The sequence below is a fragment of the Acidovorax sp. K2F genome (assembly GCF_025246485.1).
GTDB lineage: Bacteria > Pseudomonadota > Gammaproteobacteria > Burkholderiales > Burkholderiaceae_C > Acidovorax > Acidovorax delafieldii.
In genome coordinates this window covers 1-14,560 of the sequence record NZ_JAOBSQ010000041.1, presented here as the reverse complement: position 1 = coordinate 14,560, position 14,560 = coordinate 1, and the positions used below count along the sequence as shown (strand labels likewise).

The following is a 14,560-nucleotide window of genomic DNA, read 5'->3' as shown; positions in this document are numbered from 1 at the left end:
GCCTTTGGCGCAGGGTCTTGCAGCGCTCAGCTGCTACTGCGCTCCACGATGGAAAAGCCGATGTCCACCACGGGCTGGGCGCCTGCCTTGCCCTCGGCCCGGTCGGCAATCCACTGAGCCGCTGTCCGGCCCATGCGTGTGCCGTCGATGCGCACGGTGGAAAGAGACGGGCTGACGGTCTCGGCAAAGTCGATGTCGCCAAACCCCATCACAGCGAGTTGCTGAGGCACTGCGATTGCTCGGGCCCTGGCTTCGGTGAGCACGCCCAGGGCGAGCATGTCGGAGCTGCAGAACACTGCGTCGATATCGGGCACGTCGGCCAGCAGGGCTGCGAGCCCTGCACGGCCATCTGCGTGGGTGGTGGGTGATTTACCCAGTCGCACGGCGGGCGGGCGCAGACCCAGGCGCGCGGCGGCGTCAGCAAAGCCCTGAGCGCGCCGCGCCGCGCGCTCGTCTCCGCCACTGAGCAGCGCCAGCCGTCGCCGTCCCCTGGCGAACAGGTGCTCGCACACGGCGGCGCCCAGCGCTTCGTGGCGCAGGCCGACCAGCATGTCGATGGGGGTGTCCGTGAAGTCCCAGGTTTCCACCACCGGAATGCCCGAGGCCATCAGCAACCGCCGCCCCTCGGGTGAGTGCATGACCCCCGTGAGCACGATCCCATCGGGCCGCCGGCCCACGATGGCGCGCAGCAACTCGTCTTCGCGTGAACGGGCGTAGCCCACCTGGCCCACCATGACCTGAAAGCCGCGCAGTTCCAGCGCATCGGTGAGGGCCTGCACCATTTCACCAAACAGTGGCCCCGTGAGCGTGGGGACCAGTGCCGTCACCACGTGGCTGCGCGCCGAACGCAACCCGCCTGCCACCAGGTTGGGCACATAGCCCAACGCGGAAACGGCTTCCTGAACCCGTTGCCGTGTGCGCTCAGACACCTGCTGCGGCGTGTTGATGGCGCGCGACACGGTAATCATCGACACGCCAGCCCGTTCGGCTACCTCGCGCAGCGTGACCGCCGAGCGGTCGCGGCCGGAGGGTGGGGCAGTGCGGGCCGGATCAGGAGCTTGCATGGTGGTGGAGTCTAAAGGGCGCGTGACTTCGGGCTGGCACCGTGCACGCCCCTGTGCGACGGCACTCCAGTGAAATTTGTCAACATAAGGGTTTTCACTATGTTGTCTGATGATGTTAACGTTAACATTTGCATAAATCGCAGAAATTTCCCAATTTAGAGCAGAGATTCTGTGACTTGTACGACCTTCGAGGACCTCTTACCCACCGCCCGCTTTTCACCATGACCCCGCAAGAACTCAAAACCATCATGGGCTCCGGCCTGCTCTCGTTCCCCATCACCGACTTCGACGAGCAGGGCAACTTCCGCCCCAAGACCTACATCGAGCGCCTGGAGTGGCTCGCCCCCTACGGCGCCAGCGCCCTGTTTGCCGCCGGTGGCACGGGTGAGTATTTCTCGCTCTCGGGCCCGGAGTACAGCGAGGTCATCAAGACGGCCGTGGATACCTGCCGGGGCAAGGTGCCGATCATTGCCGGGGCCGGTGGCCCCACCCGCACGGCCATTGCCCATGCCCAGGAGGCCGAGCGCCTGGGCGCCCATGGCATCCTGCTGTTGCCGCATTACCTGACCGAAGCTGGCCAGGAAGGCCTGATCGCCCATGTGGAGCAGGTCTGCAAGAGCGTGAAGTTCGGTGTGATCGTCTACAACCGCGACCGCACCAAGCTGACGGCCGAGTCCCTGGCCATCCTGGCCGAGCGTTGTCCGAACCTGGTGGGGTTCAAGGACGGTGTGGGCAACATCGAGACCATGTCTTCCATCTACATGAAGATGGGTGACCGCTTCTCGTACCTGGGCGGTCTGCCCACGGCGGAGGTGTATGCCGCTGCCTACAAGGCGCTGGGCACGCCGGTGTATTCGTCGGCGGTGTTCAACTTCATCCCCAAGACGGCGATGGAGTTCTACAAGGCAGTGGCCAGCGATGACACGGCCACGCAACACCGGCTGCTCAAGTCGTTCTTCATGCCGTACCTGGCCATTCGCAACCGGGTGGAGGGCTATGGCGTGTCGATCATCAAGGCGGGGGCACGCATCGTGGGCCATGACGGCGGGCCGGTGCGGGCGCCGCTGACGGACCTCAAGCCCCATGAGATGCAAGAGCTCAAGGCGCTGATTGACAAGCTCGGGCCGCAGTGAACCCGGCCGGCTGATTCCTTCCTTTTCTCATCCACCCCCGAGGCCCCGCAGAGGGCCTGCCATCACTACTTTCGGAGACACCCTCATGTTCGTTGCCAAGAAACTGTTGCTTGTTGCTGCCGCCTGTGGCCTTGCCTTTGCCGCATCTGCGCAGACCGCCGCGCCAGCTGCTGCCACCTGGCCCGATAAACCCGTGACCATCGTCGTGCCGTTCCCGGCCGGCGGTTCCACCGACATGGTGGCCCGCGCCATGGCCCTGCACATGGGCGACAAGTTGGGCCAGAACTTCGTGGTGGACAACCGCCCGGGTGCCACGGGCACACTGGGCGCGGGCATGGTCAAGCGCGCGCCAGCCGATGGCTACACGCTGCTGGTGTCGTCGCTGGGTGCCTTTGTCGTGGCGCCGCACTTGCTCAAGAGCGTGCCGTACGACGCCCTCAAGGACTTTGACTACATCACCGTGCCGGTACAGGCGCCCAACGTGCTGGTCGCAGCCCCCGGACAGAAGGCGCGCACCGTGAAGGAGGTGATCGCCCAGCTCAAGGCCAACCCTGGCAAGGTGAGTTTTGCCAGCTCGGGCAACGGCTCGTCAGACCACCTTTCTGCCGAAGTGTTCTGGCAGCAGAGTGGCACCGAAGGCCTGCACATTCCCTACAAGGGTGGCGCACCGGCCATCAACGACCTGCTGGGCGGGCAGGTGGAGTTCTCGTTCCAGAACGTGAACGCCGTGTTGCAGCACATCCGTGCGGGCAAGCTGCATGCCATCGCTGTGACGGGCGACAAGCGCAGCCCTGTGTTGCCGGATGTACCCACGCTGGCCGAAGCGGGCGTGGCCGGTGCTGAGGTGTACTCCTGGCAGGGCATGGCCGCACCCAAGGGCCTGCCGCCTGCACTCAAGAAGAAGCTCGCTGACGCCGCCATCGCAGCCATCAACGACCCGGCCGTGAAAAAGCGCATGCTGGACCAGGGCCTGGAGATTGTCGGCAGCACGCCCGAAGCCTTCACCGCCTACCAAGCGCGCGAATTCGCCCGTTGGAAGACCGTGATCGAGACCCGAAAAATCACCGCTGATTGAGCCCTGCCACGAGGCGCCGGGCGCGCCTCATCCTCGTTTTCTGACCACCATGACCAACTCTTCCAATCCATCTGCCACCAGCACCCCCGTTATCACCGAGCTGCGCGTGGTGCCTGTAGCGGGCCACGACAGCATGCTCATGAACCTGAGCGGCGCGCACGGTCCGTTCTTCACGCGCAACCTGCTCATCCTGCGTGACAGCGCGGGCAACACAGGCGTGGGCGAAGTACCCGGCGGCGAGAAGATCCGCCAGACCATCGAAGATGCGCGACCGCTCATCGTGGGCCAGCCCGTGGGTCACCACAACGCCGTGCTCAATGCCATGCGCGCCCAGTTTGCCGACCGCGATGCGGGCGGGCGTGGCCTGCAGACCTTTGACCTGCGCATCACCATCCATGCCGTGACGGCGGTGGAGTCGGCCTTTCTCGATCTGCTGGGCCAGCACCTGGGCGTGCCCGTGGCTGCGCTGCTGGGCGACGGCGTGCAGCGCACATCGGTGCAAATGCTGGGCTACCTGTTCTATGTGGGCGACCGTGCAAAGACCGATCTGGCCTACCGCACCGAGCCCGGCGCCGACAACGACTGGTTCCGCCTGCGCAACGAAAAGGCCATGACGGCTGAGGGCATCGTGCACCTGGCCGAGGCCGCTTACCAGCGCTATGGCTTTGCTGACTTCAAGCTCAAGGGCGGTGTGCTGCGTGGCGAGGAAGAGGTCGAGGCCATCCGCGCGCTGCACGAGCGCTTCCCCGAAGCGCGCGTGACGCTGGACCCCAATGGCGGCTGGCTGTTGAAAGACGCCATCCGCCTCACGCGCGACCTGCATGGCGTGATGGCCTATGCCGAAGACCCCTGCGGCGCAGAAGGCGTGTTCTCGGGCCGCGAGGTGATGGCCGAGTTCCGCCGCGCCACCGGCCTGCTCACCGCTACCAACATGGTGGCCACCGACTGGCGCGAAATGGCGCACAGCCTGGCGCTGCAGTCGGTGGACATTCCGCTGGCAGACCCGCATTTCTGGACCATGGCCGGATCAGTGCGTGTGGCGCAGATGTGCCAGGCCTTCGGCCTGACCTGGGGCTCGCACTCCAACAACCATTTCGATGTTTCGCTGGCCATGTTCACCCACGTGGGCGCCGCTGCCCCGGGCCGCGTGACCGCGATCGACACGCACTGGATCTGGCAGGACGGCGAGCGCCTGACGAAGCAGCCGTTCCAGATCAGGAATGGTTTCATTGACCTGCCCAAGAAGCCCGGTCTGGGGGTAGAGCTGGACATGGACGAGGTTGAGCGCGCCCACCGCCTGTACCTGCAGCACGGCCTGGGGGCACGCGACGACGCGATTGCGATGCAGTACCTGATCCCCGGCTGGAAGTTCAACAACAAGTCACCTTGCATGGTGCGCTGAGGCGGTTCCAAAACACGAAGCCCTCCAGTGGAGGGCTTTGTGTTGGGGCAGGGCAGGGGATCAGGCCATACGGTCTTCCGCCCGTCGCCGGGGCAGCTGGCGCTTGACGGATGGGCGCTGCAGGCGCTGCTTGGGGTCCACGCCTTCGGGCAGGCTGGTGGCACGCTGCAGTTGCAGGTGGGCCACCAGGCCTCCGGTGCTGGAGTTGGCCAGCGCAAAAATGCCGCCCATGCGCTGCACCGTCTTGTCCACAATCGACAGCCCCAGGCCTGCACCCGCCGCTGCCGTGCGCGCCGAGTCGCCCCGGAAGAACGGCTTGGTGAGGTTGGACAGCTGCTCAGGCGGCACGCCAGCGCCGTGGTCGCGCAACTTGATCAGCACCCAGTTTTCGCGGCTCTTGGCGGCGATGTCCACGTTGGTGATGCCCGTGTCCTCGTTCTTGCCGTAGCGCCGGGCGTTCTCCAGCAGGTTGGAGATCACACGGGCCAATTCCACCTCGTCTGCCAGCACGTTCAGGTCCTCAGGCACCGCCATGGTGATCTGCAGCTCGCGGTGGTCCTGCACCGCGTACACACATGACGACACCACCGCATGCAGGTTCACCGGCGTGAGCGTCACGTGGTCGGGCCGTGCGTAGTCCAGAAACTTGTCGATGGTGGCGTCTAGCTGCACGATGTCGGCCACCATGTGCTCGCGGGCCACTTCGTCGGTCACGCTCATCTCGGTTTCCAGCCGCAGGCGCGCCAGCGGCGTGCGCAGGTCGTGCGAAATGCCTGCCAGCATCACGGCGCGGTCCTGTTCCAGCTTGGCCAGCTTTTGGGCCATGCGGTTGAAGCCGATGTTCACCTCGCGGATTTCGCTGGTCACCACTTCTTCGTCGAGGTGGCTGGCGGCAAAGTCACCGTCTTTGACGCGGTTGGCCGCATAGGACAGCTGCTTGAGCGGGCGGTTGATCAGCCGGGCAATGGCCGCGGCACCGGCCAGCGACAGCGCGGCGGCCGTGATCAGCCAGATCAGCCAGGTGCGTCCCCCTGCCGGGCTGAAGCGCGAGCGGTCCATCAGCAGCCAGTTGGGGTCGCCGTTGATGTTGAAGCCGACCCACAGGCCGTTTTCTCCGTTCACGCTTTGCGCCACGATGGTGTCCGGGCCCAGGCGCATGGTCAGCTCGTCGGTCAGGCGGTTGCCCAGGGCCGTCGGGTCGAGCAGCGCGTACTTGTCCTTGGGCTCGCGCGGCAGGATGCGCACCCCCTCCTGGTCGGCCATGGTCTTGATGAGCGACACGCGCGCGATGGCGTCGGAGTGCACTAGCGCGGCGCGGCTCAGGTTGACCAGCGATGCAATCTGCTGCGCGGTCTGCAGCGTGCGCGGTTCAAACTCCAGCGCGCGCAGGGTTTGCAGCCACGCCAGGATGCTGCCCACCAGCAGCAGGGCCAGCAGAAAAAACGTGCGCCAGAAAAGGTTCAGACCGACGCGCGCACGCTGTTCCCGCGCCCGCCGAATGGCCTCCAGCGGGGCAGGGCTGGTGGCGTCGGAGGGGGCGGTGACAGACTTGCGGGACGAAGATCTCGGCTTGCCCTCAGTGTTGGCCATGAACTATCAGCTCGTTCCGTCCGGCACAAACACGTAGCCCACGCCCCAGACGGTCTGGATGTAGCGGGGCGCAGCGGCGTCCACTTCCACCAGCTTGCGCAGGCGAGAGACCTGCACGTCCAGGCTGCGGTCGAAGGGCTCGAACTCGCGGCCGCGGGCCAGCAGAGCCAGCTTTTCGCGCGACAGGGGCTGGCGCGGGTGGCGCACCAGGGCCTTGAGCATGGCGAATTCGCCGGTGGTCAAAGGCAGTTCTTCGCCGTTGCGCTGCAGTGCGCGCGTGCCCAGATCGAAGGTGAAGGGGCCAAAGGTGACGACTTCGTTGTCGCCCGAGGGGGCGCCTGGGGCTTCCTGGGCGGGGCGGCGGCGCAGCACGGCGTGGATGCGGGCGAGCAGCTCGCGCGGGTTGAAGGGCTTGCCCAGGTAATCGTCGGCGCCCACTTCCAGGCCCACGATGCGGTCCACGTCCTCGCCTTTGGCAGTGAGCATGATGATGGGGGTGCGGTCGTTGGCGGCGCGCAGGCGGCGGCAGATCGACAAACCGTCTTCGCCGGGCATCATCAGGTCCAGCACGATGATGTCCACCGTCTCGCGCAGCAGCAGGCGGTTGAGGGCCTTGCCGTCTTCGGCAACCATGACTTCAAAACCCTCTTGGGTGAGGTAGCGGCGCAGCAGGTCGCGGATGCGGGCGTCGTCGTCCACTACCAGAACTTTGTCGGTGCGATTGGGTGTTGTGGCCATGTTGATCTCAAGTCCAATTTGTAACAGAGCCAATTCTGACCAGTTGGAACGCCGAAGTTCGGGTTTGGAGGCCGGGTTTGACCAACTGTTACAAGTTTTGCCCAGCTTCGCACCTCGTGCGACATGGCTTTGTCAAGGGCGTAGCGCACTGCGGTTAAGGTGGGGCCCCGCACCCCTGGCAACCGGGGCGTGCACCAATGACAAGGACCGAGTGATGATGAAAAACACTACTAAATTGATAGCTGCCAGTGCATTGATTGCCTGCGCAAGCGCCGCTTTTGCCCAAAATGTACCGGCCCCAGAGCTGCGCAATGTGGTGCAGCTGTCGGCCACGGGCACGGTGGAGGTGCAGCAAGACCTGCTGGTGCTCAACCTTGCCACCAGTAAAGAGGCCGCCGATGCCGCTACCGTGCAAACCCAACTCAAGCAGGCGCTGGATGCTGCACTGACCGAGGCCAAGCGCAATGCGCAGCCAGGCCAGCTGGACGTGCGCACCGGTCCGTTCGGGCTGTACCCCCGCTATGGCAAGGACGGCAAGATCAACGGCTGGCAGGGCCGGGCAGAGTTGGTGCTGGAGGGCCGTGACTTCGCGCGCATCACGGCCACCGCCGGCAAGATTCAGACCTTGGCGATCAGCCAGGTGGCGTTTGGCCTGTCGCGCGAGGCCCGCGCCAAGGTGGAGTCCGAGGCCCAGACCCAGGCCATCGAGCAGTTCAAGGCCCGTGCGGCCGAACTGGCCAAGGGCTTTGGATTTGCGAACTACAGCTTGCGCGAAGTGGCGGTGAACAGCAATGAAATGTCGCCCGGCCCCCGGCCCCGCATGATGGCCGCCGAGGCCAAGGCGGCGTCGTTCTCGGACTCAGCCGTGCCGGTGGAAGCGGGCAAGGCCCAGGTCACGGTGAACGTGTCGGGCTCGGTGCAGATGCGCTGAGGCCTCTGAGCCCCCTGAGTCGCTGGGTGTGCCCTGTTTGAAATAAAAACGGCTGCAAGCGCTAGTGCAATAAGCGCTGGCAGCTATCAAAAGCAGAGCGATTGCTCAGCACCGGCTTACTGAGCAGCCCAGCCGCCGTCCATGTTCCACGCCACGCCACGCACGTTGTTGGCGGCGGGGGAGCAGAAGAACACGGCCAGTTCGCCCAACTCCTCGGGCGTAGTGAACTGCATCGAAGGCTCCTTCTCGCCCAGCAGCAGCTTCTTGGCTTCTTCATTGGATATGCCGTGTTCGGCGGCCTTGGCGTCCACCTGCTTTTGCACCAGTGGCGTCAGCACCCAGCCTGGGCAGATGGCGTTGCAGGTCACGCCGGTGGTGGCGTTCTCCAGCGCGGTGACCTTGGTCAGGCCCACGATGCCGTGCTTGGCGGCTACATAGGCGGACTTCTGGGCCGATCCCACCAGGCCGTGCACCGACGCCACGTTGATGATGCGGCCCCAGTTGGCGCTCTTCATCGCGGGCAGGGCCAGGCGCGAGGTGTGGAAGGCACTGGTCAGGTTGATGGCGATGATGGAGTCCCAGCGTTCGACGGGAAAGTTCTCCACATTGGCCACGTGCTGGATGCCTGCGTTGTTGATCAGGATGTCCACGCGGCCAAACTGGCTGGCGCTGTACTTCATCATGTCTTCGATGTCGGCCACACGGCTCATATCGGCGCCGTGGTAAGCCACCTGGGCGCCCGCAGCCACGCCAGCTGCCAGCACCTCGGCGCGGGGGCCATCCACATCGCCAAAGCCGTTGAGCACGATGTTGGCGCCCTGGCGCGCCAGGGCCTTGGCGATGCCAAGACCAATGCCGCTGGTGGAGCCGGTGACGAGGGCAGTTTTGCCTTTCAGCATGGGAGTCTCTCCGAATGAATTACGATGCGACGACAAGAAAAAGTCGGCACTCAGGGGCAAGCGATGGGTGCCAACGACCACAGCATTATCGAGCGCTGCCCCCGGATTTCGCACCCATGATTGAACCTACGCTGAACTACGTACTGTGCCCAGGCCCCGCGGCCTCGCCGGAGACTTCAGACCGCGCACCCGCTCCCGCACAGCAGCACCGCATGGCGTATTGGGAGTGGAACGCCACCGGCAACCCGGCGCACCCGCACGTCATCGTCTGCGTGCATGGCCTGTCGCGCCAGGGGCGGGATTTTGATACCTTGGCCCGCGTGCTGAGCCAGCATGCACGGGTGATCTGCCCCGACGTAGTGGGCCGGGGACGCAGTGACTGGCTGGCCGACCCCATGGGCTACCAGATTCCCCAATACGCGGCGGACATGCTGGCATTGCTGGCGCAGTTGCACCAGCAAGCCCCCATCACCACGCTGGACTGGGTGGGCACGAGCATGGGCGGACTCATCGGCATGGGCATCACCGGCCAGCCGGGCCTGCCCTTGCCGATGCCTGTGCGCCGGCTAGTGTTGAACGATGTGGGGCCTGTCATCCAGTGGCAGGCGCTGCAGCGCATCGGACAGTATCTGGGGCAGCCCGCGCGATTTGCATCGCTGCAGCAGGCGGCCGATGCAATGTGGGCCATCTCCACCAGCTTTGGCCCCCACACGCCCGCCCAGTGGCTGGACCTGTCGCGCGCCATGGTGCGCGAGCTGCCGCAGTCCGCCGGAGGCGGTCTTGCGCTGCACTATGACCCGGCGATTGCCGTGCCGTTCAAGACGTTGACGCAGGAGGCTGCGGCGGCGGGCGAGGCGGCACTGTGGCAGCTGTATGACCACATCACGGCCCAGACGTTGCTGTTGCGCGGTGCGCAGTCCGACCTGCTCTCGCGCGATACGGCGCAGGCCATGGCGCAGCGCGGGCCCCGGGCCCGCGTGGTGGAGTTCGACGGTGTGGGCCACGCGCCCACGCTGGTGGCGGAAGACCAGGTCGCCGCAGTCGCGAGTTTCCTGCTGGCGGCAGAGGGTGCTGTGGCCGGATGAAAACCAACCCTCCTGCACCAGCGTCTCTCACCCCCCAGGCCGACGCTGTCCCCCAGCTCATCGCCGCCACGGCACACACCCTGCCGGAGCAGGTGAACGCACTGGCCCGCGCGCGCGCTTTTGCCGAACCCCTGATGGCGGGCGAGACGCTCGATTCCGGCGAGAACACGCTGGCCCACGCCGATGCGGTAGCCGCCATCCTCAAGGGCATTGGCGGTTCCGAAGCCATGCAGGCGGCCAGCTATCTGGTACACGCCTGCATCCATCTGAACAAACCCGAGGAGGTGATTGCCAAGGCCTTTGGCGCCAACTTCGCGGCGCTGGCGGTGGAGACCACCAAGCTGATGCGCGTGCAGCAGCAGGCCCGCGCGGCTGCACCGCTGGACGACCCGGCCGTGCAGACGGAGAACGTGCGCAAGATGCTGCTGGCGTTCTCGCGCGACCTGCGCGTGGTGATGCTGCGGCTGGCCTCGCGCTTGCAGACGCTCCGTTTTCATGCGGCCAGCAAGCGCCCCGTGTCGCCCAGCCTGGCGCGCGAGTCGCTGCAGGTGTTTGCGCCGCTGGCGAACCGCCTGGGTATCTGGCAGGTGAAGTGGGAGCTGGAGGACCTGTCCTTCCGCTTCCTGGAGCCCGACACCTACAAGGAAGTGGCCCGCCTGCTTGACGAAAAGCGTGGCGAGCGCGAGGTCTACATGGAGCAGCTGCGCGCGCGGCTCGAATCCGACCTGCGTGCGCGCAGCATCAGCGCCACCGTGGCGGGCCGCCCCAAGCACATCTACAGCATCGTCAAGAAGATGCGTGGCAAGTCGCTCAACTTCGATCAGGTGTTCGACATCCGCGCGCTGCGTGTGGTGGTGCCCACGGTGAAGGACTGCTACGCCGCCCTGAGCTGGGTGCACGAGCAGTTCAAGCCCATCGTGGAGGAGTTTGACGACTACATCGCCAAGCCCAAACCCAACGGCTACCAGTCGCTGCACACCATCGTGCGGGACGACAACGGCAAGCCCATCGAGATCCAGATCCGCACCCAGGCCATGCACGAACACGCCGAGCATGGCGTGGCCGCGCACTGGGCCTATAAGGAGGCCGGGGCCAAAGGTTATGCGGGTGTGTCTGCAACGGGCGAGTACGACGCCAAGATTGCCGTGCTGCGCCAGCTGCTGGCATGGGAGCGGGACCTTGCGGGCGCGTTGCCCAACCGGGGCTTGTTCGAGGACCGCATCTACGTGCTGACCCCCGATGCCGCTGTGGTGGAGCTGCCCCAGGGCGCCACCCCGGTGGACTTTGCCTACTCGGTCCACACCAGCCTGGGCCACCGCTGCCGGGGCGCCAAGGTCGATGGTGTGATGGTGCCGCTCAATACCCCGTTGCAAAACGGGCAGACGGTTGAAATCTCCACCGTCAAGGAAGGGCGCCCCTCGCGCGACTGGCTCAATGCCGAGCTGGGCTATCTCACCAGCAATCGCGCCAAGGCCAAGGTGCGTGCCTGGTTCAACGCACAGGCCACCCACGAGACAGTGGCCCGGGGCCGCGAGGCGGTCGAAAAGCTGTTGCAGCGCGAAGGCAAGACCGCCATCAAACTCGACGATCTGGCGGTGCAACTGGGCTTCAAGTCGGCCGACGCGCTGTTTGAGGTGGTGGGCAAGGATGAGTTTTCGCTGCGCAACATCGAAACGGTGCTGCGCCCGCCCGAGCCCGTGCTGCAGCCCGACGACTATCTGCTGCTCAAGAAAACACGCACCAACGACGCGGCCCCCAAGGGCGGTGTGCTGGTGGTGGGCATCGACTCTCTGATGACGCAGCTGGCCAAGTGCTGCAAGCCCGCACCGCCGGACACCATCCGTGGCTTTGTCACGCGCGGCAAAGGGGTGAGCGTGCACCGTGCCGACTGCAGCAACTTCCGCGAGATGGCGGCACGCAACGCCGAGCGTGTGATCGAGGTGGAGTGGGGCGTGCCCAAGCCATCGGCATCCACGGCGGTGTACCCTGTGGACGTCGCGGTGGAGGCCGCCGACCGCCAGGGCCTGCTGCGCGACATCTCGGAAGTGTTTGCCCGCGAAAAAACCAATGTGATCGGTGTGCAGACCCAGTCCGTCAAAGGCACGGCGTGGATGACGTTCACGGTAGAAGTGTCTGACTCAGGCCGCCTGAACAAGGTGCTCGGCATCGTGGCTGGGGTGCAGGGCGTTCGTTCTGCCCGCCGTCGTTGAGGCGAGACGCGCGCGGGCCTTGCCTGTGAGCCCGCTTCGCGCGCGTTGTGTGATTTGTAGCCTGCCGTGCCCGAGGGGGCGATTTTTATGGCTATAATCGTGGTCTTGATAACGACAGGCGCGTAGCTCAGCTGGTTAGAGCACCACCTTGACATGGTGGGGGTCGTTGGTTCGAGTCCAATCGCGCCTACCATCTTTCTCCCTCTCGACGAGACCAGCGTCGGGAACTCACGGGAGATTTATGGGAGATTACCCGGCTACATGCCGGGTTTTGTCTTTCTGCCCCAGCATCGCCTCGATCTTGGCTTTCTCCCTTCCCCTGTCCGCTCCATCGATCCACTTCGCGTAGACGCTGAACAGCATCTTGGCGTTCTTGTGCCCCATCTGCCTAGCGATGTAGGCCGGGTTGGCGCCCGCTGCCAGGGCGTTGGTAGCGTATGTGTGGCGGGTTTGGTAGGCCCTGCGCCACCGGATGCCGCAGGCACGCAGGGTAGGGCGCCAGAACGTGTCGCGCTGGCTGCGCTCATCGTGCCACGCCTTCCCCGTGATCGGGTTCTCGAAAATCCGGCGCCCCAGATCCTGGTCGGTCTTGTCCGTGCTGCCCACCATGGTCCAGGGCTTCATCGCCTCCAGCGCTGCGACCGCACGGGCCAGCAGGTCGACATCCCGCACGTTGTACGTCTTGAGGGGCTTCACCTCGCCTGCCGTGCGAGCGCGCTGCACGCGGATGGTGCCTGCGGACCAATCCACATCCCCCCATCGCAACTCGATCAGTTCCTCCGGCCGCATCCCGGTCGTGAAAGCCATCTCGAAGTAGGCCCAAGCCCGCACGTCGTAGCGCTCTCGCATGTGGGCCAGCACTTGCTCCATTTCCTGGGGGCTCAGTGGGTCAGGTGGCTGTGCCTGATGCTTGCTGTTTTCGATGCCCTCCATCGGGTCGCCCAGGTCCAGCTCGCGGCCGGCCAGCGCGAAGACACCCCGCAGCGGAATAAGGTAGTTGTTCAGCAGCTTCGCCGACTTCCACGGCGTCTTTCCTACCTTGGCCGCCACGACTGCATGGCTCAGGCTTTCCATGGCCGACTCCGGCCCCAGCAGGCCCTGCCACACCTCAAGCGCGTTCCGATACTGGCTCAAGGTGTTCTTGGCCAAGCGGCCCTTGGTTTCCAGCCACAGATCGCACCACTGCTTGAACGTGTGAGCGGGCTTCGCCTTTTTCGCCTGGGGCGCGTCTGGGAAGAACTCCGCCCAGTCGAAAGTGCCGCGCGCGACTGCTTTGCGCACCCTGTCCACCAGCTTCTCCGCATACCGCAGATTCACCGGGGTGGGGGGTAGAGCCAAGCGCACGCGCTGCCATCGTCCATCCAGGGTGAAATTCACCCGGATTGATTTCTCGCGGGCTTCTACGCCGCTGCCGTCTCGACCCATCGCTCAGTCTCTTTCGTGTCTATGTAAATGACGCCATCGGCCCGGCGCCAGTGCTTTCCCTCAAGCCACACCCCGCGCTCCATCTTTCGGCGAATGGCTTTTTCCGTGTGCCCTGAGATCGCCGCGTACAGGCGGATCGTGACGAATCGGGTGGGGGCTACCATCACAGCGTCTGTCATGGTTCGGCACCTCCTGCGCACCGGTCCGCCAGCGCACCCTGTTTGAATAGCCTGTGAACCTTGGCCATGGCCCGGCGGGCAACATGAAGGTTCTGGCGATCCTGCTCGGGCATCTGCTGAGAGAACATGCTGCAGTGCCTGCGCCGCTTTTTCCCCCAGTCCTCAACCACAGCATGCAGGGCGTTGAGCTCTTCCCTGGTCACGGTGTTGTCCATCTGGCTCATGGCGCTCCACCTCCTGCAGCGTTGTGTTCGACCCGCAGCACCTGCATGTCCTGCTGCTTTCGGATGGCGTTCACTTTGCGCAGCGCGCGCTTCGAGTGCAGGAGCCGCAGGCGTTCGCCCTCGATCTGCTCAGCAGTGAACTGGCCATCCTTACGGTGAAGATCCCGGGTTGCCCGGAACAGGTCGCTCTGGGCCTGCACTGCGTGCCACAGGGCCACTGTGTCGGCCTTGGTCAGGGTTGTGCAGATAGGCTTCATGCTCCACCTCCAGGCGCGGGCAGCGCTTCGAAGAAGGTTCCGCGCCTTTGCTGTGTGGCCTTGAGGTACTGCACCTCCACTTTCGCCGAATTCACCAGCACGGCAGCCACCTCGGCAACAGCCTTCGCGCGGTCAATAGGCATGGGCTTTTCGTGGTTGCGGGACAGGAAGCCCAGCACCAGGCCTGCCAAGCTGTCGGGGTTTGGGCGGTAGGTCATGTACGACCTTCCTGCGTTTTGAAGGGCTTGGCGCCACCGTAGTAGGTGGTGTGTGTCTCTCCAATAGTGATCTCTGCGTCGTTTCCAAGGTAACTCATGATGATGGCGTTGAGCGATCCAATGCGAACTG

General features: G+C 64.9%; 14 protein-coding genes and 1 tRNA gene. 7 read left to right on the top strand and 8 right to left on the bottom strand.

From position 1 onward, the window contains the following. Window positions 1-26: 26 nt before the first annotated feature. Window positions 27-1,064 (bottom strand): LacI family DNA-binding transcriptional regulator, encoded by a 1,038-nt coding sequence (locus N4G42_RS15645; protein WP_260667840.1) that lies wholly within the window; start codon window positions 1,062-1,064, stop codon window positions 27-29. Between the two features lie 221 nt (window positions 1,065-1,285). Here N4G42_RS15645 and kdgD point away from each other — a divergent pair, with 221 nt between their 5' ends. The 3 genes from kdgD to gudD all read left to right on the top strand — a co-directional run bounded on the left by kdgD (window position 1,286) and on the right by gudD (window position 4,674). Continuing rightward, complete coding sequence (gene kdgD / locus N4G42_RS15640; protein WP_056745084.1) at window positions 1,286-2,197, top strand: 5-dehydro-4-deoxyglucarate dehydratase; 912 nt, start codon at window positions 1,286-1,288, stop codon at window positions 2,195-2,197. An 85-nt stretch (window positions 2,198-2,282) separates the two neighbouring features. After that, window positions 2,283-3,272 (top strand): Bug family tripartite tricarboxylate transporter substrate binding protein, encoded by a 990-nt coding sequence (locus N4G42_RS15635; protein ID WP_056746655.1) that lies wholly within the window; start codon window positions 2,283-2,285, stop codon window positions 3,270-3,272. Window positions 3,273-3,321: 49 nt separating this feature from the next. Next, window positions 3,322-4,674, top strand: coding sequence for a glucarate dehydratase (gene gudD / locus N4G42_RS15630; protein WP_260667839.1), 1,353 nt, complete (start codon window positions 3,322-3,324; stop codon window positions 4,672-4,674). Window positions 4,675-4,734: 60 nt separating this feature from the next. On the opposite strand, the gene N4G42_RS15625 is transcribed toward gudD, so the two are convergent. Together N4G42_RS15625 and ompR are read right to left on the bottom strand one after the other, a co-directional pair. Then, complete coding sequence (locus tag N4G42_RS15625; RefSeq protein WP_056064216.1) at window positions 4,735-6,264, bottom strand: sensor histidine kinase; 1,530 nt, start codon at window positions 6,262-6,264, stop codon at window positions 4,735-4,737. A 6-nt stretch (window positions 6,265-6,270) separates the two neighbouring features. Next, entirely contained in the window at window positions 6,271-7,002 is a 732-nt protein-coding gene (gene ompR / locus N4G42_RS15620; RefSeq protein ID WP_015014739.1) for a two-component system response regulator OmpR, read from the bottom strand. A 217-nt stretch (window positions 7,003-7,219) separates the two neighbouring features. On the opposite strand from ompR, the gene N4G42_RS15615 reads away from it, so the two are divergent. Continuing rightward, window positions 7,220-7,933 carry an SIMPL domain-containing protein gene (locus N4G42_RS15615; RefSeq protein WP_260667838.1) on the top strand — a complete coding sequence of 238 codons (714 nt, stop codon included), beginning with the start codon at window positions 7,220-7,222 and terminating at the stop codon, window positions 7,931-7,933. A 116-nt stretch (window positions 7,934-8,049) separates the two neighbouring features. On the opposite strand, the gene N4G42_RS15610 is transcribed toward N4G42_RS15615, so the two are convergent. Then, on the bottom strand, window positions 8,050-8,832 hold the full coding sequence (locus N4G42_RS15610) for a 3-hydroxybutyrate dehydrogenase (RefSeq protein ID WP_260667837.1): 783 nt from the start codon (window positions 8,830-8,832) through the stop codon (window positions 8,050-8,052). Window positions 8,833-8,948: 116 nt separating this feature from the next. On the opposite strand from N4G42_RS15610, the gene N4G42_RS15605 reads away from it, so the two are divergent. The 3 genes from N4G42_RS15605 (at window position 8,949) to N4G42_RS15595 (ending at window position 12,320) form a co-directional block, all read left to right on the top strand. Next, window positions 8,949-9,917, top strand: coding sequence for an alpha/beta fold hydrolase (locus N4G42_RS15605; protein WP_260667836.1), 969 nt, complete (start codon window positions 8,949-8,951; stop codon window positions 9,915-9,917). Next, the gene (locus tag N4G42_RS15600) at window positions 9,914-12,127 is read left to right on the top strand and encodes a RelA/SpoT family protein (RefSeq protein WP_056064207.1); all 2,214 of its coding nucleotides are present in this window, start codon (window positions 9,914-9,916) and stop codon (window positions 12,125-12,127) included. The genes N4G42_RS15605 and N4G42_RS15600 overlap by 4 nt, the downstream gene beginning before the upstream one ends. Window positions 12,128-12,243: 116 nt before the next feature. Then, window positions 12,244-12,320: transfer RNA gene (locus N4G42_RS15595), tRNA-Val, on the top strand. A gap of 56 nt (window positions 12,321-12,376) precedes the next feature. Here N4G42_RS15595 and N4G42_RS15590 read toward each other — a convergent pair. The 4 genes from N4G42_RS15590 to N4G42_RS15570 all read right to left on the bottom strand — a co-directional run bounded on the left by N4G42_RS15590 (window position 12,377) and on the right by N4G42_RS15570 (window position 14,430). Then, the gene (locus tag N4G42_RS15590; protein WP_260667835.1) at window positions 12,377-13,552 is read right to left on the bottom strand and encodes a site-specific integrase; all 1,176 of its coding nucleotides are present in this window, start codon (window positions 13,550-13,552) and stop codon (window positions 12,377-12,379) included. A gap of 175 nt (window positions 13,553-13,727) precedes the next feature. Next, window positions 13,728-13,955: a hypothetical protein gene (locus N4G42_RS15580; protein ID WP_260667833.1), complete on the bottom strand. Its 228-nt coding sequence runs from the start codon at window positions 13,953-13,955 to the stop codon at window positions 13,728-13,730. Further along, a complete protein-coding gene (locus tag N4G42_RS15575; RefSeq protein ID WP_260667832.1) occupies window positions 13,952-14,212 on the bottom strand; it encodes a hypothetical protein in 261 nt (86 codons plus the stop codon). Before N4G42_RS15575 ends, N4G42_RS15580 begins: the two co-directional genes overlap by 4 nt. Continuing rightward, a complete protein-coding gene (locus tag N4G42_RS15570) occupies window positions 14,209-14,430 on the bottom strand; it encodes a hypothetical protein (RefSeq protein WP_260667831.1) in 222 nt (73 codons plus the stop codon). Before N4G42_RS15570 ends, N4G42_RS15575 begins: the two co-directional genes overlap by 4 nt. Between the last annotated feature and the right edge of the window lie 130 nt (window positions 14,431-14,560).